The 18285-nt window shown below is 75.2% G+C and carries 17 protein-coding genes; 8 read left to right on the forward strand and 9 right to left on the reverse strand.

Annotated features, from left to right (window positions below; translation table 11 throughout):
* Nucleotides 1-103 precede the first annotated feature (103 nt).
* Both ACZ7LK_RS18360 and ACZ7LK_RS18365 read left to right on the forward strand, forming a co-directional pair.
* The gene (locus ACZ7LK_RS18360) at nt 104-1291 is read left to right on the forward strand and encodes a PucR family transcriptional regulator (RefSeq protein WP_471141870.1); all 1188 of its coding nucleotides are present in this window, start codon (nt 104-106) and stop codon (nt 1289-1291) included.
* A 245-nt stretch (nt 1292-1536) separates the two neighbouring features.
* Nucleotides 1537-1827: a hypothetical protein gene (locus ACZ7LK_RS18365; protein WP_392274071.1), complete on the forward strand. Its 291-nt coding sequence runs from the start codon at nt 1537-1539 to the stop codon at nt 1825-1827.
* 126 nt (nt 1828-1953) lie between these two features.
* Here ACZ7LK_RS18365 and ACZ7LK_RS18370 read toward each other — a convergent pair whose 3' ends face one another.
* Entirely contained in the window at nt 1954-3108 is a 1155-nt protein-coding gene (locus ACZ7LK_RS18370) for a glycerate kinase (protein ID WP_471141872.1), read from the reverse strand.
* 137 nt (nt 3109-3245) lie between these two features.
* Nucleotides 3246-4838: a TROVE domain-containing protein gene (locus tag ACZ7LK_RS18375; protein WP_471141875.1), complete on the reverse strand. Its 1593-nt coding sequence runs from the start codon at nt 4836-4838 to the stop codon at nt 3246-3248.
* Between the two features lie 528 nt (nt 4839-5366).
* On the opposite strand from ACZ7LK_RS18375, the gene ACZ7LK_RS18380 reads away from it, so the two are divergent.
* The 4 genes from ACZ7LK_RS18380 to ACZ7LK_RS18395 all read left to right on the forward strand — a co-directional run bounded on the left by ACZ7LK_RS18380 (nt 5367) and on the right by ACZ7LK_RS18395 (nt 8084).
* Nucleotides 5367-5657: a hypothetical protein gene (locus ACZ7LK_RS18380; protein ID WP_392274074.1), complete on the forward strand. Its 291-nt coding sequence runs from the start codon at nt 5367-5369 to the stop codon at nt 5655-5657.
* Nucleotides 5654-6748, forward strand: coding sequence for an ADP-ribosylglycohydrolase family protein (locus tag ACZ7LK_RS18385; protein WP_469461526.1), 1095 nt, complete (start codon nt 5654-5656; stop codon nt 6746-6748). Before ACZ7LK_RS18380 ends, ACZ7LK_RS18385 begins: the two co-directional genes overlap by 4 nt.
* 4 nt (nt 6749-6752) lie before the next feature.
* The gene (locus tag ACZ7LK_RS18390) at nt 6753-7244 is read left to right on the forward strand and encodes an NUDIX domain-containing protein (RefSeq protein ID WP_392274076.1); all 492 of its coding nucleotides are present in this window, start codon (nt 6753-6755) and stop codon (nt 7242-7244) included.
* Between the two features lie 120 nt (nt 7245-7364).
* Complete coding sequence (locus ACZ7LK_RS18395) at nt 7365-8084, forward strand: SIR2 family NAD-dependent protein deacylase (protein ID WP_471141879.1); 720 nt, start codon at nt 7365-7367, stop codon at nt 8082-8084.
* 25 nt (nt 8085-8109) lie between these two features.
* On the opposite strand, the gene ACZ7LK_RS18400 is transcribed toward ACZ7LK_RS18395, so the two are convergent.
* Together ACZ7LK_RS18400 and ACZ7LK_RS18405 are read right to left on the reverse strand one after the other, a co-directional pair.
* Nucleotides 8110-8652, reverse strand: a complete 543-nt coding sequence (locus tag ACZ7LK_RS18400; protein ID WP_471141882.1) for a methylated-DNA--[protein]-cysteine S-methyltransferase — start codon at nt 8650-8652, stop codon at nt 8110-8112.
* A 12-nt stretch (nt 8653-8664) separates the two neighbouring features.
* Nucleotides 8665-10140 carry an AlkA N-terminal domain-containing protein gene (locus ACZ7LK_RS18405; protein WP_469461520.1) on the reverse strand — a complete coding sequence of 492 codons (1476 nt, stop codon included), beginning with the start codon at nt 10138-10140 and terminating at the stop codon, nt 8665-8667.
* A 158-nt stretch (nt 10141-10298) separates the two neighbouring features.
* Between ACZ7LK_RS18405 and ACZ7LK_RS18410 the strand changes: the two genes are divergently transcribed.
* Nucleotides 10299-11513 (forward strand): cytochrome P450, encoded by a 1215-nt coding sequence (locus ACZ7LK_RS18410; RefSeq protein WP_471141884.1) that lies wholly within the window; start codon nt 10299-10301, stop codon nt 11511-11513.
* Between the two features lie 307 nt (nt 11514-11820).
* Here the strand turns inward: ACZ7LK_RS18410 and ACZ7LK_RS18415 are convergent, their stop codons facing one another.
* From ACZ7LK_RS18415 to ACZ7LK_RS18435, 5 genes are all read right to left on the reverse strand, one after another.
* The gene (locus ACZ7LK_RS18415; protein WP_392274081.1) at nt 11821-12327 is read right to left on the reverse strand and encodes an O-acetyl-ADP-ribose deacetylase; all 507 of its coding nucleotides are present in this window, start codon (nt 12325-12327) and stop codon (nt 11821-11823) included.
* The gene (locus ACZ7LK_RS18420; protein ID WP_469461514.1) at nt 12324-13745 is read right to left on the reverse strand and encodes a phytoene desaturase family protein; all 1422 of its coding nucleotides are present in this window, start codon (nt 13743-13745) and stop codon (nt 12324-12326) included. Before ACZ7LK_RS18420 ends, ACZ7LK_RS18415 begins: the two co-directional genes overlap by 4 nt.
* Nucleotides 13746-13864: 119 nt before the next feature.
* On the reverse strand, nt 13865-14710 hold the full coding sequence (locus tag ACZ7LK_RS18425) for an inositol monophosphatase family protein (RefSeq protein WP_471141888.1): 846 nt from the start codon (nt 14708-14710) through the stop codon (nt 13865-13867).
* 63 nt (nt 14711-14773) lie between these two features.
* Complete coding sequence (locus tag ACZ7LK_RS18430; RefSeq protein ID WP_469461510.1) at nt 14774-16588, reverse strand: gamma-glutamyltransferase family protein; 1815 nt, start codon at nt 16586-16588, stop codon at nt 14774-14776.
* Nucleotides 16589-16766: 178 nt separating this feature from the next.
* Nucleotides 16767-17120 (reverse strand): helix-turn-helix domain-containing protein, encoded by a 354-nt coding sequence (locus tag ACZ7LK_RS18435; protein ID WP_471141891.1) that lies wholly within the window; start codon nt 17118-17120, stop codon nt 16767-16769.
* Between the two features lie 698 nt (nt 17121-17818).
* On the opposite strand from ACZ7LK_RS18435, the gene ACZ7LK_RS18440 reads away from it, so the two are divergent.
* A complete protein-coding gene (locus ACZ7LK_RS18440) occupies nt 17819-18022 on the forward strand; it encodes a cold-shock protein (protein WP_385391974.1) in 204 nt (67 codons plus the stop codon).
* Nucleotides 18023-18285: the final 263 nt, after the last annotated feature.

Below are 18285 nucleotides of genomic sequence, written 5' to 3' on the forward strand. Positions count from 1 at the left end.
TCGCTGCCGGTGCCCAGCGGGCGTGCCGGCGGGTTGTGCACCCGCACAACACCGCGTGTCAGGGGCGTGCGCGCGGGGCCCGGGCGGTGGCATCCTCCGGGCCATGGGAGCGCGACGACCGCGTACGGGGGACGACTGGAAACTGCTCGCTCAGGCGTGCGCGGCGCTGCTGGAGCGGCTGCCGGAGCTGGTGGACGAGCACGTGCGGGAGCTGCACGCCCACTCCCCCGCGTACGGCCGGGTCATCGGCTACGACCAGCACTGGCAGGAGGCGCGGGAGGCGATGCGGATCGGCATCGAGACGATCTCGGCGCCGAGGGCGTCGCCGCGCCGCGACCTGGAGCACGCCGAGTGGCTGGGGCGGCGGCGGGCGGAGCAGGGGCTGCCGCTGGAACTGGTGGTCCACGCCTACCGGCTCGCCGGGCACCAGGTGTGGGACGCGCTCCTGGAGGGCGCGACGGCGGACGCGCGGCGGCTGGCGGTGCTGATGCAGTCGGCGACCATGGTGTGGTCGGCGGTGGACGCGCAGGCGGACACGGCGTCGGAGGCGTACCGGGCGACGGAGCTGGAGCTGCGGCGCCGGACGGACGAGCAGCTCCAGGCGCTGCTGGACGCGCTGCTGGAGGGCGGCCGGTCGGCGGAGGTCGCGGCGCGGGCGGCGGCGGGGCTGGACCTGCCGGAGCGGGGCCGCTACGCGGTGGTGGTGCTGCGCACCGCCCGGCGGGACCTGACGCACCGGCGGCTGCGGGCGGAGGGGCTGCGGTTCGTGTGGCGGATGCGCACGGACTGCGAGGTGGGCGTGGTGTCGCTGGACGAGGACACGGGTCTCGACGCGCTGGCGGAGCTCATGGAGGGGCGGTGCCCGGGGCCGGGCGGGATCAGCCCGGTGGTGGTGGGTCTGACGGAGCTGGGGCGGGCGCGGCGGCTGGCGGAGCTGGCGCTGCGTACGTGCCCGGCGGACGCGCCCGCGATCGTGCGGCTGGACCGCCGGATGCCCGGCGCCCTGGTGGTGAGCCAGCCGGAGCTGTCGTCCCTGCTGGTCTCGGAGGTGCTGGGGGCCCTTCTGGAGCTGGACCCGGCGGACCGGGCGGTCCTGCTGGAGACCCTGGACGTCTGGCTGGACTGCGAGGGGTCGGCGGGCCGGGCGGCGGGCCGTCTGTACTGCCACCGGAACACGGTCTTCAACCGGCTGCGCCGCCTGGAGCAGCTCACGTCCCGGTCCCTGTCCCGCCCCCGGGACCTGACCGAGATGACGCTCGCCCTGGACGCCTTCCGGCTGACGGCGGGCTGACGGGGCGGGCCGCCCGCCGGCGCCCTGTGGCTGCTGCGGGAGCCCGTCCGGCGGCCGGGCCTCGGTTCCGGTTCTGGTTCCGGTTCTGGTTCCGGTTCCCCCGAACGGGTGCAGTCGCCCGGAGCCCCGGTGGCGTTGAACCGGTGCGGCCCCCGCGCACCGTGGGGAGCCGCACCGGCACGGTACGCCCCTGACGGGGCACACGGGGCCCGACGGCCGCCACTCATCGATCGGGGGATCCGCCCATGACGTCCGACCTGCTGCTCGCCCTGTCCGTCCCGGCCCTGGTGGGCGTCTCGGGGCTGTACGCGCTGGGCGAGGCGTGGTGGCGCCGCCGCCACCCCGGTCCGCGTCCTGTGCCGTACCTGCCCGGACGCGGGCCGGTCGCCGGGCACGAGCAGGTCGCCGTGGCGGAGGCCATCGTGGCCGAGGCCTACGCCCGCTACGGCGCCCTGTACGACACCCCGGCACCCGGTGGGGACGGGGAGCGGGGCGCCCTGGCGGGCCCGGCCCGCGGAGGCGGCGCCGCCGGGTGACGCGCCCGGACGGCCGCGCCGCCACGGGAGGACGGCGCGGGCGCGACGGCGAGGGAGCGACGGGCGCGACGGCGCGGGCGCGGGTGGCGACGCGCCGTCGCCGAACCGGGCCGGGCCGGGCCGGGCCTACGACAGGAAGTCGCGGGCGATGTTCGCCGCCTGGCGCTCCAGCAGCGGGCCGGCCTCGGCCATGCACCTGGCCGGGTCCGGCTCCAGCTCCAGCAGCGGGTAGGCGCGGCGGATGCCCGCCCGGCCCAGTGCCTCGGGCGGCAGGGCGAGGCGACCGCAGACCGCGACGACCTCGATGCCCGCCGCTCGGGCCGCCGCCGCGACACCGGCCGGGGCCTTGCCGTGCAGGGTCTGCTCGTCGAGGGAGCCCTCGCCGGTGATGACCAGGGTCGCGCGGGACAGGGCGGGGCCGAAGCCCAGGACGTCGAGCATCACCTCGATGCCCGGGCGGAAGCTCGCGCCCAGGGCGACCAGCGCCCCGTACCCGATGCCGCCGGCGGCGCCGGCGCCCGGGGACTCGGCCAGCTCGGCGGCCCGGGGGCCGATCGCGCCGGCGAGGACGGCGGCGAAGTGCGCCAGCGCGGCGTCCAGCTCCGCGACGTCCTCCGGCGAGGCGCCCTTCTGCGGCCCGTACACGGCGGGCGCGCCCTTCGGGCCGGTCAGCGGGTTGTCGACGTCGCTGGCGAGGACCAGGTCCACGTCCGCGAAGCGGGCGTCCAGGCCCGACAGGTCGGCGGTGGCGAGGTCCGGCAGCCCGCCGCCGCCCGGTCCGACGGGCTCGCCGTCCTTGTCGAGGAAGCGGGCGCCGAGCGCGGCCAGCATGCCGGCGCCGCCGTCCGTGGTGGCGCTGCCGCCCACGCCGAAGACGATGCTGCGCGCCCCCGCGTCCAGCGCGGCGCGCAGCAGCTCGCCGGAGCCGTACGTGGTGGACGTCAGCGGCGCGAAGACGCCCTCGGGGAGGAGCTGAAGGCCCGAGGCCTCCGCCATCTCCACCACGGCCGTCCCGTCGCTCAGCGCGTACGCGGCGGTCACGGGCGCGCCGAGCGGGCCGGTGACCCGTACCTCACGCCGTTCGAACCCGGCCGCCACCGCGGCGGCGACCGTGCCGTCGCCGCCGTCGGCCACGGGCAGGGTCTCCACCTCGAGTCCCGGGACGACGTGCCGGAGCCCCGCCGTCACCCGCTCCGCGACCTGTACGGCCGTGAGCGACCCCTTGAACTTGTCAGCCGCGACGAGCACGCGCGCGGCCGTAGTAACTGCTCCGTCCGTCACCTTGCATCCCTTGCTATCGAACAGGCAGTCGCGCCGGGGCCGACCCTATCCGGAGGGTGAGACGCTGTGCCACCCCTGTCCGGCGTGCGGACCCGCTGGTCAGCACGCCGGTGGGGTACGCCGGCGCGGGACGCGACTCAGGCCGCCCAGGGCCAGTCCGCGGCCCGCCCGGCCTCCAGCAGCGGCACCATCCGGAACGCCGCGTCCGTCAGGCCGCCGAACGTGTGCCGGCCGGCGCCGCCGGAGGGGGCGTGGCCCGGGCGGTAGCCGGCGAGGTTCCAGGTGTAGACCGGAACGTGCGCCGGGACCTGCTGTGCCGGGTCGCCGTGGTGGCTGTACGCGGCCTGCTCGTCGGTGACGATCAGAACCCGGTCGTGGCCGCGGTAGTGGGCACGTACCGCCTCGGTGGTGTGGGTGCCGCCCAGGCTGTGGAAGCGGTCCAGGACCTTCAGCACCGACTCGCCCGCCCGGTAGGGGACGGGCGCGCTGCTGGTGCCGAACTCGACCAGGTCGGCGTCGGCGGCCCGCAGGGCCAGCGCGGCACCGAAAACGGCCGCCGCGTCGGCCCGGTTGAGCTGGGAGCGCTGGGAGAGGGGCGCCCACATGGAACCGGAGCGGTCGACCAGGACCAGGGTCCGGCCGGACAGGGCGGGCACGTTCGCCAGCGAGTGGCCGAGCGCCCGCTCCAGCGGGTAGGACCAGCGCAGCGACGGCGCGTGCTGGTACGCGGCCAGGTAGCGGAACGGGAACTGGCGGGAGGCGGCCACGGCCTCCGGGTCGGAGATCCGCGCGGCGACGCGGGCGGCGGCCTCGTCGCTCACACCGGCCTCGTCGAAGTTGCGGAGGTTGCGCAGCAGGGCCATGGCGCCCATGGACGGGATGACCGCCTCCCAGGCGGCCGCGTCGAGCGGCCCCTGGAGCCAGCCGGCCAGGGATTCCCAGGTCATGCCCGCCTCGGCCAGCCGCTCGGCGCCGTCCGGACCGGTGACCACGGCGCGCCGTTCGGCGACCGGGAGCTCCATCAGCGCCCGGTGGGCGGTGAGCATCCGGTTCGAGGCGGGCGGCAGCGCGGTGCCGGGGCGGTGGCGGCGGTCCAGGGCGTACCGGAAGAGCTCGCCCTGCCAGGGCTGCTTCGCCGGGTCGGGGGCGGCGTGCACGAGGTTGAGGACGTCGCCGAAGCGGTAGCCCTTGCCGGCCGTGTCGTACTTCAGGAGGGACCGGGCGGTGTAGAGCCGCTGGACGGCGTCCGCGATGCCCCGCTTGACCGGCTTGGGCACGTTGCGGCCGTACCGGGAGGTCCAGTAGCCGAGGAGCTCGCCGGGTTCGTCCGCGCGCTGGAGGACGGAGGCGATGACCCGGCGGTTGGCGGGGCCGTCGGTGGCGGAGGCGGCCAGGCGGGCGTGGACGTACTCGGCGGCGCCGACCAGGGAGGCGGTGCGCATGCCGCCCTCGCCGCGGAGCCAGCCCAGCAGGCCGGCGGTCCACTCGGGGTCCTCGACGGCGAGCTCACGCACCAGAGCGGCGAACCGGTCGTCGCGGTCGCCGGCCGACTCGTGGAAGGTCGACTGGGTGACGAAGTTGGCGACGGCGAGGAGGAAGAGCTCGGAGCGCGGGTCGCGCAGCACACCGGCGCCGCCCAGGTGGGTGGTGGTGCGGCCGGTGGACCGGACCGGCGAGACCGCGCGGCCGACGGCGGTGGCGGCGGTCCGGCGGATGTTGAAGCGTGCCATGTGAATTCCCCCCGAATTCGGTGGGGACGCACGGCGGAGGGGGTGCCCGAGGTCGCATGCCGGCGACGGCCGTCATAACAGCCGCTCCACCTCGCTGAGCCACACCGGCGCGGGGCCGGTGGCGGGATTCGAACCCGCGCCCTGCTGTCCCCTGAGAAGTACCCGTCACCTTCGCACCGGGCACCCCGTCCGCCGCGCCTCCCGAGATCAAGGTGGCGGCGGCGTGATTTCGTGGGAAGGAAGTAGCCGCGGCCGGCGCACCGGGAGGTGCGTTCCGTACAGGTGTCCAGAGTTCAAGGCCGGCGGAACCGACAAGGTGCTCTACCGACTGAGCTACACCGACCCGAAGTCGATGACGGGACTCGAACCCGCGACCGCCCCATTAGCAGTGGAAGTAGGTCCTGCCTTCGCACCTGGACGACGTTCACTCTAGGGAGGCGAACTGTCCTGCCGCCACGGATTATTCGCGTCCCCGGGTGGCTATGCGCCCGAGTCGCGGGTGTCGGCCATTCGTGTGACGCTCGCATCATGACATGGGCATCGTGGACGACAACGGAGGTGTACACGGGTCGTGGCGGGGTTCGTACCGACGAGCTCGGGATCGTCACGGGCAATGTCTCCGTGCACACCACATGGGCGGGCGGCGAGGCACAGATCGCCGTCCAGTACACCGGGGCATCCGACTGGTTCACCATGACGGGCAGCCCCGTGGCGTGCCGTTCGGAGAGGGACAGCAGGGATCTGCACGAGGCCGTGGTGGAGGCCGTGCGGGCGGGCGGCGGTGCCGTCGTGCCGTCCCCCTCGCTGCCGTCTGCGTGACGGTGACCGTGACCGCGCGGGAGGCGTCGGTGCCGGCCCCGGGCCCGGACCTGGCGGACCGGATCCTCGGCGGCTGGTCCGGGCGCATCGCCGGGAACATGCTCGGCAAACCCGTCGAGCGTGGCGACTACTGGACACGCGACCGGATCGACCGCTACCTGCGGGCCACCGGCGCCCTCCCCCTGACCGACTACCTCCCCGGGCCGCCACCGGACGGTGACGCCGCCGGGTTCGAGCTGCGGCCCGAGTGGCGCGACTGCGTGCGGGGCCGCATCCACGGCAGTTGCCGGGACGACGACGTCGACTACGCGATCCTGGCCCTGCACCTGCTGGAGACCCACGGGCCGGACTTCACCACCGAGCAGGTCGGCGAGCTGTGGCTGCTGCGCCTGCCCTACCTCCAGACGTTCACCGCCGAACGGGCCGCCTACCGCAACCTCGCGAACGGTGTGCGGCCCCCGTTCACCGCCACCCGCGACAATCCGTACCAGGAGTGGATCGGGGCCCTGATCCGCGCGGACGTCTTCGGCTGGACGTCCCCCGGCGACCCGGCCCGCGCGGCAGCGCTGGCGCGCCGCGACGCGGTGCTGTCCCACACCGGCAACGGCGTGTACGCGGCGATGTGGGCGGCGGCCCTGGTCGCCGCGGCCTTCACGGCGCCCGGTCCGCGTGCCGCGGTCGAGTCGGCCCTGGGGCGCGTCCCCGGGAGCAGCCGCCTCGCGCGCGTGGTGCGGTACATGTGCGCGCTCTATGACGCGGGGGTGACCTGGGACGACGCGCTGACGGAGGTGGAGCGGGAGCTGGCCGGGCTGCACTGGATCCACGCCGTGCCCAACGCGGCCGTCCTCACGGCGGGTCTGCTGTACGGGGGCGGCGACTTCACCCGCACCATCGCCTTCACGGTCCGGGGCGGCCTCGACACCGACTCCAACGGCGCCACCGCCGGGTCGGTCGCGGGCGTGCTGTGCGGGGCGTCGGGCATCCCGCGCCACTGGACGGACCCGCTGGAGGACCGGGTGCGCAGCGCGGTGTTCGGCTTCGACGGCGTACGGATCGGTGAGCTGGCCGCGCGGACCCTCGCACTAGGCTGACGCCGTGACCACCACCGATTACGCCACGTACATCGCGGGCCTCCCCCGCGTCCTGGCCGGCGCCGCCGCGCTCTTCCGCGACGGGGAGGGCCGGGTCCTGCTGGTCGAGCCCAACTACCGGGAGGGATGGGCCCTGCCCGGCGGGACCATCGAGTCGGACGCCGGGGAGACCCCGCGGCAGGCGGCCCGGCGCGAGACACTCGAGGAGATCGGCCTCGACGTGGAGCCCGGCCCGTTGCTCGCGGTCGACTGGGTGCACGGGGCGGGACGTCCGCCGATCGTGGCGTACATCTACGACGGTGGCGTGCTGAGCGGCGAGCGGTTCCGGGAGATCCGGCTCCAGGAGGAGGAACTGGTCTCCTGGAAGCTTGTGGAGCCCGAGGACCTGCCCACGTACCTGCTGGGTTCGCTGGGTCCGCGCGTGGCGGCCGCGCTGGACGCCCTGGCGGCCGGCCGGGGTGCGGTGGAGCTGGAGAACGGCCGGCCGGTCGGCTGAGGCGGACGGCCGGGCGGCGGGTACGGCGGGCGGCACGGGGCGGGCGGCGGGCGGCACGGGGCGGGCGGCGGGCGGCAACTCGTTCGCGTGTGCGGGCGGACGCTGCGTAACCTCGGCCGCATGACTCTCGTCGCGTTCCTCACCGGTGCCGGCATCTCCACGGACTCCGGCATCAGTGACTACCGGGGACCCAACGGCCTGTGGCGGCGCGACCCGGAGGCCGAGAAGCTGGTCACCTACGCGTACTACACGGCCGACCCGGAGATCCGGCGCCGGGCGTGGCTGATGCGGCGCGACGCCGCGACACCGCGGCCGGAGCCGAACGCGGCGCACCGGGCGATCGCCGCGCTGGAGCGGAGGCCGGGTTTCGCGGTCCGGGTGATCACCCAGAACGTGGACGGACTGCACCAGCTTGCCGGGACCCCGGTGCGCAAGGTGCTGGAACTGCACGGCACCGCCCGGGCGGTGGTGTGCACCGGGTGCCACACCCGCTCCTCGATGGAGGACGCGCTGGCCCGGGTGGAGGCGGGTGAGGCCGACCCGGCGTGCGAGGCGTGCGGGGGGATCCTGAAGCCGGCGACGGTGATGTTCGGGCAGCGGCTGGACCCGGTGGTCCTGGGCGAGGCCCTGTCGATCGCCAAGGCCGCCGAGGTGTTCGTCGCGGTCGGCTCGTCGCTCCAGGTGCAGCCCGCCGCGTCCCTCGCCGGTACGGCGGCGGAGCACGGAGCCCGGCTGATCGTCGTGAACGCCGAGCCGACGCCCTACGACGAGCTGGCCGACGAGGTCGTGCGCGAGCCGATCGGCACGGCGCTCCCGGAACTGCTCCAGCGGCTGGAGTGACCGGGCGCCGGCCTCGGCGGCCGGGCTAGAACAAGGTTTCCGCCACGGGGCCGGCCGGGGGCGCGCTCGCGGGGCCGCCGTCGCGGGCTCCGTGGAGGGCTCCTTCGAAGGCCAGCAGCCGCTGCTTGCGCTCCAGGCCGCCGCCGTATCCCGTGAGCCCGCCGCCCGCGCCGATGACCCGGTGGCACGGGACGATGATCCCCACCGGGTTCTTGCCGTTGGCGAGCCCGACGGCCCGGGAGGCGCCGGGTTTGCCCAGGAGCTCGGCGAGTTCCCCGTACGAGCGGGTCTCGCCGTAAGGGATCTTCCGCAGCAGCTCCCAGACGCTGCGCTGGAACGGTGTCCCGGCCAGGTGCAACGGCAGGTCGAACTCGGTCAGTTCACGGGCGTGGTAGGCGTCGAGCAGGCGGACGACCTCGGTGAAGGGGCGCGGGTCGCGGTCGCCGAAGGTCTCCTCCGGCGGGCGGTGGCGCTGTCCGGTCATGTAGAGCCCGCTGAGGACGCCGTCGGTGGCGACGAGGGTGAGCGGGCCGTAGGGGCTGTCGGTGACGGTGTGCCGGCGGTTCATCGGCGGACTCCCTTACGCGGGCAGGTGGTTGACGGGGTGGCTGTCGGTGGCCCACAGGTACTGGACGGCGTAGGCGCGCCAGGGCCGCCAGGCGGCGGCGCGGGCGGTCAGCGCGGCGGGGGTCGCCGGCAGCCCGAGGCCGGCGGCGGCGCGCCGGACGCCGAGGTCGGTGGGGAGGAAGGCGTCGGGGTCGCCGAGGGCGCGCATCGCGATCACCTCCACGGTCCACGGGCCGAAGCCGGGGAGCTCACGGAGGCGGGCGCGGGCCTCGTCCCAGTCGCTGTCCGGGCCGAGCGTGAGCGTGCCGTCCGCGAGGGCGCCGACCAGGGTGGTGAGGGTGGTGCGGCGGCTGCGCGGCAGGGCGAGCGACCCGGGGTCGAGGGCGGCGAGTGCCGCGGGGGCGGGGAAGAGATGGGTCAGCCCGCCCTCCGGGTCGTCGACGGGCGTGCCGTACGCGGTGACCAGGCGGCCCGCGTGGGTGCGGGCGGCGGCGGTGGAGACCTGCTGGCCGAGGACCGCGCGGACGGCGAACTCGGCGGCGTCGGCGGTACGCGGGACGCGCCGGCCGCGCGCCTCGCCGACGAGTGGCGCGAGGAGCGGGTCGCCGCGGAGCTGGTCGTCGACGGCCACCGGGTCGGCGTCCAGGTCGAGCATCCAGCGGCAGCGGCTGATCGCCAGGGTGAGGTCGCGCGGGTCGGTGAGGGAGAGCCGGCAGGCGATGTGGTCGGGGCGCGGGGAGAGGGCGACGACGCCGTGGCCGTGCGGGAGCGCGAGGGTGCGCCGGTAGGCGCCGTCCCGCCATTCCTCGACGCCGGGCACGGCGGTCGCGGCCAGGTGTCCGAAGAGGTTGGAGGGGTTGAGGGGTGCGCGGTACGGCAGCCGGAGGGTGAGGACGCCGGGGGTGGGCGGGGTCTTCTCGGCGGTGCGCGCGGCGCGGGCGCGCAGTGCTCCGGGGGTGAGGGCGAAGACCTCGCGGACGGTGTCGTTGAAGGTGCGTACGGAGGAGAAGCCGGCGGCGAAGGCGACGTCGGCCATCGGCAGCGCGGTGGTCTCGATGAGCAGGCGGGCGGTCTGGGCGCGCTGGGCGCGGGCCAGGGCGAGCGGGCCGGCGCCGAGTTCGGCGAGCAGTTGGCGTTCGATCTGGCGGGTCGAGTAACCGAGCCGGGCGGCGAGCCCGGGCACCCCTTCGCGGTCGACGATTCCGTCGCGGATCAGGCGCATCGCGCGGGCGACGGTGTCGGCGCGGGCGTTCCACTCGGGCGAGCCGGGGCTGGTGTCGGGGCGGCACCGCTTGCAGGCGCGGAAGCCGGCCTGCTGGCAGGCGGCGGCACTCGGGTAGAACACCATGTTCTCGGGCTTGGGCGGCACGACCGGGCAGCTGGGCCGGCAGTAGATGCGGGTGGTGAGGACGGCGGTGAAGAACCATCCGTCGAAGCGGGCGTCCTTCGACCGGACGGCCCGCACGCAGCGCTCGGTGTCGGTGTGCATGGCTCCAGCATCGGGGAGCGGGGGCGGGGGCCGCTGGCGAGAATGCGACATCAGCCTCGCGCTGCCTGCGCTGCCCCGATTCCCCGGCGCCGCGCGGTGACGGTGTGGGAGCATCTGGTCACGTCACGTCGTGGTTCCAGGACCTTCCAGGGGGACGCATGATGACCGAGCGGGTGCTGCTCGACCCTCACAGCCCGGACCAGCGGGCCCAGGCGGAGGAGTTGCGGAGGTGGGGCCCGGTCGCGCCGGCGGAGTGGCCGGGCGGGGTCCCCTGCTGGGCGGTCGTGGGCCACGCCGAGCTGGAGACCGTGCTGACCGACGGGCGCTTCGCCCGCTCCCCCGCGCACTGGCGGGCCCTGCGGGAGGGCGAGGTGCCGCCGGACTGGCCGATGCTGGCGCACCTGACGCGGAAGTGGATGCTGACCGCCGACGGCGCCGACCACCGGCGGCTGCGGCGGGTGGTGGCCGCCGCGTTCACCCCCCGTCGGGTCGAGGGCCTCGCGCCGGCGATCACGCGGACCGTCGGCGCGCTGCTGGACGCAATGGAGGACGCGGCCGGTGCCGGGGCGCCGGCCGGGCGCCGGCCGGTCGACCTCCGCCCGGCCTTCGCGCTGCCGCTTCCGCTGCGCACGCTGTCCGACCTGTTCGGGGTGCCCGCCGAGGACCGGCCGGCGGTCGTGGAACTCGTCGGCCGGGCGTTCTCGCGGGCGGCGCTCGGTCCGCGGGAGTCGGCCCGGCTGACCCGCGACATCAACGCCTACCTGCGGAAGCTGGTGGAGAGCCGGTCGGCCGCGCCCGGCGACGACCTCGTCACCGACCTGATCCACGGGGACGGCGAGCGCCTGACGGACGGCGAACTCGTCGACATGCTGTGGCTGTTCCTGGGCGCGGGGTTCGAGACCACGGCCGGCGCCCTGGTCAACACGGTCGGCGCCCTGCTGGCGCACCCCGGGGAGCTGCGCCTCGTCCTGGACGGGCGGGCCGGCTGGGACGAGGTCGTGGAGGAGGGCCTCCGCCACGACTCGAGCGTGTACGCCCTGCCCTTCGCGTTCCCCACCGAGGACGTGGAGCTGGGCGGCCGGCCGCTGCGCGCGGGGGACGCCCTGCTGCTGTGCTTCGCGGCGGCCAACCGCGACCCGCGGCATGGCCCGGGCCGGTTCACGCTCGGCGCGGGCGGGCAGCGCCCGCGGCAGCTCGGGTTCGGGCAGGGGCCGCACTTCTGCGTGGGCGCCCCGCTCGCCCGGCTCCAGTTGCGCATCGCGCTGGCCGCGTTGTTCGAGCGGTTCCCGGGCCTCCGGCCGGCCGGTCCGCCCGGCCCGCCGGTCCCGTCGCTGATCGCCAGCACGCCGAGCGCCCTGCTCGTCACCTGGTAGCGGGCGGGGGTGCGCGCGCCGGGCCGGCGCGGGTGCCGCCCGGCCCGGAGGGGGTGCCCGCCGGGCCCGTGCGGCCACCCGAAGGAAGTCCTGATTCCGCAGGTGTGAGTCCGCGGAACCCGGGCAGATGATGATCAGGGCCCCGTCGTGTCTCCCCCGTCGCGACGGGGCCTCCCCCTTTCCGGTGCCGGGTGGCGCACGCGTCGGCGACCGGGGGGCCGGTTGCCGCGGAGGAAGGCGGCGGAGTACCGCGGCCGGTTCCGCCGCTCCGGCCGGGGCCGAGCGGGCGGAGTCGCGGTGGACCGCGTCAGCCGAGCCGTTCGGCGAAGGCCCGGTACGCCCGCTCGTCGAAGAGCACGAAGCGGACCTCCTCCACCGACGTGGTCGCCGCCCGTACGGCCTCGACGGCGATGCGGGCGGCGTCCTCCACCGGCCATCCGTAGACGCCCGTCGAGATGGCGGGGAACGCGACGGTGCGGGCGCCCAGTTCGTCGGCGACGCGGAGGGACTCGCGGTGGCAGGAGGCGAGCAGCCCGGAGCGGTCCTCCTGCTCGGAGTGGACCGGCCCGACGGTGTGGATCACCCATCGGGCGTGCAGGCGGCCGGCGGTGGTGGCGACGGCCCGTCCGGTGGGCAGGCCGCGACCGTACCGGGAGGCGCGGAGTTCGCGGCACGCGGCGAGGATGGCGGGGCCGCCCTTGCGGTGGATGGCGCCGTCGACCCCTCCGCCGCCCAGCAGGGAGGAGTTGGCGGCGTTGACGAGGGCGTCCGCGTGCTGCTCGGTGATGTCTCCGCGTACGAGCGTGATGTTCACCGGCGGGTCTTCCTCAGGTGCCGCCATACGGCCTTCGCCGCGTTGTGCCCGGACATGCCGTGGACGCCGGGGCCGGGCGGGGTCGCGGAGGAGCAGAGGAAGACGGCCGGGTGCGGGGTGTGGTACGGGAAGAGGGACAGGCGGGGCCGCAGCAGCAGTTGGAGGCCGCTGGCGGCGCCGCAGGCGATGTCGCCCCCGACGTAGTTGGCGTTGCGGGAGGCGAGTTGCGGCGGGCCGGCCGTGGCGCGGGCGAGGACCAGGTCGCGGAAGCCGGGGGCGAACCGCTCGATCTGGCGCTCCATGGCCTCGGTGAGGTCCCCCTCCCAGGCGTGCGGGACGTGGCCGTAGGCCCAGAAGACGTGCTTGCCCTCCGGCGCACGGGACGGGTCGACGAGGCTCGGCTGGGCGGTGATCAGGAAGGGCGTACGGGGAGGGGTGCCGCGGTACACCTGGTTCAGGGCGGTGCCGATCTCGTGGCTGCTGGGGCCGATCTGGACGGTGCCGGCGCGGCGCGGAGCCTCGGCGGTCCAGGGGACGGGCCCGTCCAGCGCGTAGTCGATCTTGAAGACGGAGGCGCCGTAGCGGTAGCCGTCGTAGTGGGAACCGAAGCCCGCGATGCGGGCGAGGGCGGTCGGTGAGGTGTCGAAGACGTACGCGCGGGCGGGCGGCAGGTCGTCGAGCCGCTTGACCTCGTAGGAGGTGTGGACGACGCCGCCGAGGTCCTTCACGTACGCGGCCAGGGCGTCGGAGATCGCCTGGGAGCCGCCGCGCGGGAGCGGCCAGCCGCCGGCGTGGGCGGCGAGCGCGAAGACGAGGCCGATGGCGCCGGTGGCCAGTCCGCCGAGCGGGGCGATGACATGGGCGACCAGTCCGGCGAACAGGGCGCGGGCCCGGTCGTCGCGGAAGCGGCGCATCAGCCAGGTGGAGGGTGGCAGCCCGTCTACGCCGAAGCGGGCGAGCGTGACCGGGTCGCGCGGCAGGGCGGTCAGCGGCAGCGACATGAAGTCCCGCACGAGGGTGTCCCACTTGCCGAGGTAGGGCGCGACCAGCCGGCGGTACGCGCCGGCGTCGCGGGGCCCGAAGGAGGCGGCCGTCTCGGCGACGGAGCGGGACAGGACGGCGGCGGTGCCGTCGTCGAAGGGGTGCGCCATGGGGAGCTCGGCGTGCAGCCACTCCAGGCCGTACCGGTCGAGGGGCATGGCCTTGAAGGCGGGCGAGCCGATGCCCAGCGGGTGCACGGCGGAGCACGGGTCGTGCCGGAAGCCGGGCAGGGTGAGTTCCTCGGTCCGGGCCCCGCCACCGACCGTGTCGAGTGCCTCGAACACCGCCACGGAGAAGCCGCGGCGGGCCAGTTCGGCGGCGGCGGTCAGTCCGTTGGGCCCCGCTCCCACGACGACGGCATCGAACATCGACGGCACCTTCGGACTCCTTCGTCAGCCGACGGCCAGGTCACTTAAGGATATTGAACCGGTGGGCGGCTCCGGGCGGGGGGTGGGGCGATGTCCGGACCCGCCCGCACCCGCCGTCCGAAAACCGTCTACCGGGTGGCCAGCAGGGCCCGGATGCGGTCGGCCGTGGCCCGGTCGCGGGCGGCGGTGAAGGGCAGGGCGTTGGCCCCGGTGACGCGGAAGGGGTCGCCCGCCAGGGTGGTGTGGGCGCCGCCCGCCTCCTCGACCAGGAGCAGGCCCGCGGCATGGTCCCAGGCGTACTCCCAGGAGAACGCGACCGCGTCCAGCTCGCCCTTGGCCACGGCCAGGTACTCCAGGCCCGCCGAGCCGCAGGGGCGGGCCTCGACGCCCTCGGTGTACAGGCCCAGGAGCGCGGCCTTCTGCTCCTCGGTGGTGTAGTCGGGGTGGGAGGTGGCGATCTTGAGCGCCGCGCCCGGCGCGGGCGCCCCCGCCCGTATCGCCTCGCCGTTCAGCCGGGCGCCCCCGCCGCGCACCGCCACGGCCATCTCGTCCCGTGCCGGGGCGAACGTCCAGGACGCCAGGACCTCGCCGCGCAGCGCCAGCGCGACGAGCGTGCAGAAGCCGGGGTCGCCGTGCGCGAAGTGCCAGGTGCCGTCGACCGGGTCGACGATCCAGACCGGCGCGTCGCCCTTGATCTCCTCGTACACCGCGGGGTCGGCGTGGACGGACTCCTCGCCGACCACCACGGAACCGGGGAGCAGTCGGGTGAGCGAGGCGGTGAGGTGGGCCTCGGCGGCCCGGTCGGCGACCGTGACGAGATCGTGGGGTCCGCTCTTCTCGACGATCTCGTGCGTGGCGAGCTGCCGCCAGCGCGGCACGATCTCGGCGGCGGCCGCCGCGCGCACCGCCTCCTCGACCGCGGCGGAGGCCGTGGTGGACAGGGACCCGGAACCGTCGAGAAGTTCATCGATCATGCGTCCAGCTAAGCATGACCCGCTGACAGCGCGGCCCCCGCCGGGTGAACCGGTGGGGCCGGGTCAGCGGCCGACCGCGTAACCCTGCGCTCCGCGCGGGTCGGCCGCCGCCGAGAGGATCCCGGTGCGCGGGTCGCGGGCCACCGCGCACAGCCGTCCCTCGGACCAGGGCCCGGCGACCGTGACGTCATGGCCGCGGCGGCGCAGTGCGGCGATGACGGCCGGGTCCGTCCGGGACTCGACGGTGAGGGAGCCGGGCCGCATGCCGCGGGGGTGGAAGGAACCGGGGAAGGCGTCGTGGTGCCAGTTCGGGGCGTCGACGGCCTCCTGGAGGTCCAGTCCGCCATGGGTGACGGCGAGGAAGAAGTGCAGTTGCCACTGGTCCTGGTGGTCGCCGCCCGGTGTGCCGAAGGCCATGACGGGCACGCCGTCGCGCAGCGCCAGCGACGGACTGAGCGTGGTGCGGGGACGCCGGCCGGGCGTCAGCGTGTTCGGCAGGCCGGGGTCCAGCCAGGCCATCTGGAGCCGGGTGCCCAGCGGGAAGCCCAGTTCGGGGACCACGGGGTTGGACTGGAGCCAGCCGCCGCTGGGCGTGGCGGCGACCATGTTGCCCCACCGGTCGACGACGTCGATGTGGCAGGTGTCGCCCCGGGTGGACCCGTCGGTGGCGACCGTCGGTTCACCGGCCCCGGGGGCGTACGGCTCCCCCGCCGCTCCCGGCCCGTGCCCGCTCCCGCTCCTGCTCCTGCTCCGGGCGGCGACGGCGAGGGCGTGGGCGCTCAGGCGCGGCGTACGGCCGCCGGGGCTGCCGGGGCGCAGTTCGCGGGAGGCCGTGTCCCCGACGAGCGCGCGCCGTCCGGCGTTGTACGGCCCGGAGAGCAGGGCGTCGAGCGGGACGTCGGCGGCGTCCCCGTACCAGGCCTCGCGGTCCGCCATGGCGAGCTTGCCGCCCTCGACGAGGAGGTGGACGTAGTCGGCCGAGCCGTGGGCGGGCAACCGGTCGGGCAGCAGGGCGAGTTGCTGGAGGAACACGGGGCCCTGGCTCCAGCCGCCCGGCTTGCACACGGTCCAGCCGTCGTGGTCGTACGTGACGGGGTCCTCGTAGGTCGCGGACCAGCCGGCCAGGTCGGCGGCGGTGAGGGTGCCGGTGTGGCGGGCGCCGCTGGTGTCCGTGGTGGGGCGCCCGGACTGCCGTACGAGCGCTTCGGCGATGAAGCCGGTGCGCCAGACGCGGCGGGCCTCCTCGATCTGGCCGGTCCGGTCGTCACCGGCGGCGGTGACCGCCTCGTCGACCAGGCGGCGCCAGGTCCGGGCGAGGGCGGGGTTGCGCAGCAGCCGCGCGGGGGACGGGGGCCGGCCGTCCGGGAGGTAGACGTCGGCGGAGGAGGTCCACTCGTCCTCGAAGAGCGCGCGTACGGTGCCGACGGTCTCGGCGATCCGCTTCACGGGCGGGTGCCCGTCCTCCGCGTACGCGATGGCGTACCGCAGCACCTGGGCGAGGGTCATGGTGCCGTGGTCGCGCAGCAGGAGCATCCAGGCGTCGAACGCGCCCGGCACGGCGGCGGCCAGCGGGCCGGTGCCGGGGACCAGGTCGAGGCCGAGGGCCCGGTAGTGCGCGACGGTCGCCCCGGCGGGCGCGGGGCCCTGGCCGCACAGCACTCGCACCCGGCCCCCGGCGGGCGCCAGGAGGACGGGGACCTCCCCCGCGGGCCCGTTGAGGTGCGGCTCGACGACGTGGAGGACGAACCCGGCGGCGACGGCGGCGTCGAAGGCGTTGCCGCCGTCCTCCAGGACGGCCATGGCCGACTGGGAGGCCAGCCAGTGCGTGGACGAGACCATGCCGAAGGTGCCGCGGAGGGTCGGCCGGGTGGTGGACATGCGCCCTGTCACCTCACGGTTCGGATGCGGTGGGGATCCCGGGCGGGTGCGGCCGGTTCGCCGGGCCGGGTGCGGCCGGGCTGGGTGCGGCCGGTCGCCGGGCCGGGTGCGGCCGGTCGCCGGGCCGGGTGCGGCCGGTCGCCGGGCCGGGTGCGGCCGGTCGCCGGGCCGGGTGCGGTCAGGATCCGGCGGACGGGGCGAAGCCGGTCGACGAGCGGCGCAGTTGCTCGTTGAGGCGCAGGGCCTCCTGGAGCTGGTCCTCGAGGATGATGATGCGGCAGGCGGCGTCGATCGGCGTGCCCTGGTCGACGAGTTCGCGGGCGCGGGCGGCGATGCGCAACTGGTAGCGGGAGTAGCGGCGGTGGCCGCCCTCGGACCGCAGCGGGGTGATGAGGCGGGCGTCGCCGAGGGCCCTGAGGAACGCGGGTGTGGTGCCGGTCAGTTCGGCGGCGCGGCCCATGGTGAAGGCGGGGTAGTCGTCGTCGTCGAGCCTGTCGGCGGTGGGGTGCGGGGTCTCCCGGGTCACTGGCACCTCTTCTTCCTTTGCCGGACGCGTCCCTCGTCGGACGCGCGTCGAGGGGCCCTGGCGCCGTACGGCACCAGGGCCCCGAGGGGTTTCAACACCATCTACCGGCGCTCGGCGCCGTTCTTCGGTTTCCGCACGCCCGACCGGGTGGAGGGGGATGCGGGGATCGTTGCTGCGTGACCGGGGACCACCTTCCCATCCGGGGCCGGCGAGTCCGGGCGGAGTCGTTCCTCGCCCGGGCGATCCTGATGGCGTCTGCTCCTCTCTCGTGCTTCTGGGTACGAGTGAACCCTAGCTCCGTTATGAGCCAATGTCTATAGCGGCGAGGACAGGTTTCCCTCGTTCGGAGGAGCAGCTTCCCGGCGAGTCCTCCGCCCCTCCCCGGGCGCCGCACCGGCGGGCCGCCGGGGAGCGGAATCGGGGTGTCGCCCTGCCGATGGCGAATACCTGCCCCCGCAACAGGAGAATTTCCGGCTCGGCATTTCGCGCGCCGCAAACAATCCGCGCACACCTGACCGTTCCGTGCTACTGTCGATTTCAGTTGCAGTTGTGGTTCCCAAAGACTTCAAGTGCCCTCGCCGGATCCAACGTCGGCGGGAGCACTTTTGTATTTCCGGTACTTTTTTCCGGACGGGGCGATCATCGCGGCGACTCGGGGTCCGCACAGTGCGGGCCCCAGGGCACTGCCCCGAAGGAGATATGACATGGCTACTGGCACCGTGAAGTGGTTCAACGCGGAAAAGGGCTTCGGTTTCATCGAGCAGGACGGCGGCGGCCCCGACGTCTTCGCCCACTACTCGAACATCGCCTCTTCCGGCTTCCGTGAGCTCCAGGAAGGCCAGAAGGTGTCCTTCGACATCGCGCAGGGCCAGAAGGGCCCGACCGCCGAGAACATCGTCTCGGCCTGACGTCGCAGACGCAGCGCACCATCACGTAGCTGGGGCCCGCACCTTGGGGTGCGGGCCCCGGCTCGTTGGTTTTCCGTACGGCTCTGCCGCACGGTTCCACGATTTCGACCACGACGCGCGCCGCGCCGGCCGATGCCGGACGCACGGCCCGCCGCGTCCCGCACCGGCCGCGCCGAATTCACGGCCCGCCCGGTCCGCATTTCCCTACGGCTCGATCTTGCGATTCTCTCCGGGCCGCGGCCCGGGAATTTTCCTCGATACGT

This window comes from Streptomyces sp. NPDC039423 (assembly GCF_055598725.1).

Coding starts and splice junctions, on each gene's coding strand:
- ACZ7LK_RS18360 (WP_471141870.1), top strand. CDS start 104: ATGGGAGCGCGACGACCGCGTACGGGGGACGACTGGAAACTGCTCGCT.
- ACZ7LK_RS18365 (WP_392274071.1), top strand. CDS start 1,537: ATGACGTCCGACCTGCTGCTCGCCCTGTCCGTCCCGGCCCTGGTGGGC.
- ACZ7LK_RS18375 (WP_471141875.1), bottom strand. CDS start 4,838: ATGGCACGCTTCAACATCCGCCGGACCGCCGCCACCGCCGTCGGCCGC.
- ACZ7LK_RS18380 (WP_392274074.1), top strand. CDS start 5,367: ATGACATGGGCATCGTGGACGACAACGGAGGTGTACACGGGTCGTGGC.
- ACZ7LK_RS18395 (WP_471141879.1), top strand. CDS start 7,365: ATGACTCTCGTCGCGTTCCTCACCGGTGCCGGCATCTCCACGGACTCC.
- ACZ7LK_RS18400 (WP_471141882.1), bottom strand. CDS start 8,652: ATGAACCGCCGGCACACCGTCACCGACAGCCCCTACGGCCCGCTCACC.
- ACZ7LK_RS18405 (WP_469461520.1), bottom strand. CDS start 10,140: ATGCACACCGACACCGAGCGCTGCGTGCGGGCCGTCCGGTCGAAGGAC.
- ACZ7LK_RS18410 (WP_471141884.1), top strand. CDS start 10,299: ATGATGACCGAGCGGGTGCTGCTCGACCCTCACAGCCCGGACCAGCGG.
- ACZ7LK_RS18425 (WP_471141888.1), bottom strand. CDS start 14,710: ATGATCGATGAACTTCTCGACGGTTCCGGGTCCCTGTCCACCACGGCC.
- ACZ7LK_RS18430 (WP_469461510.1), bottom strand. CDS start 16,588: ATGTCCACCACCCGGCCGACCCTCCGCGGCACCTTCGGCATGGTCTCG.
- ACZ7LK_RS18440 (WP_385391974.1), top strand. CDS start 17,819: ATGGCTACTGGCACCGTGAAGTGGTTCAACGCGGAAAAGGGCTTCGGT.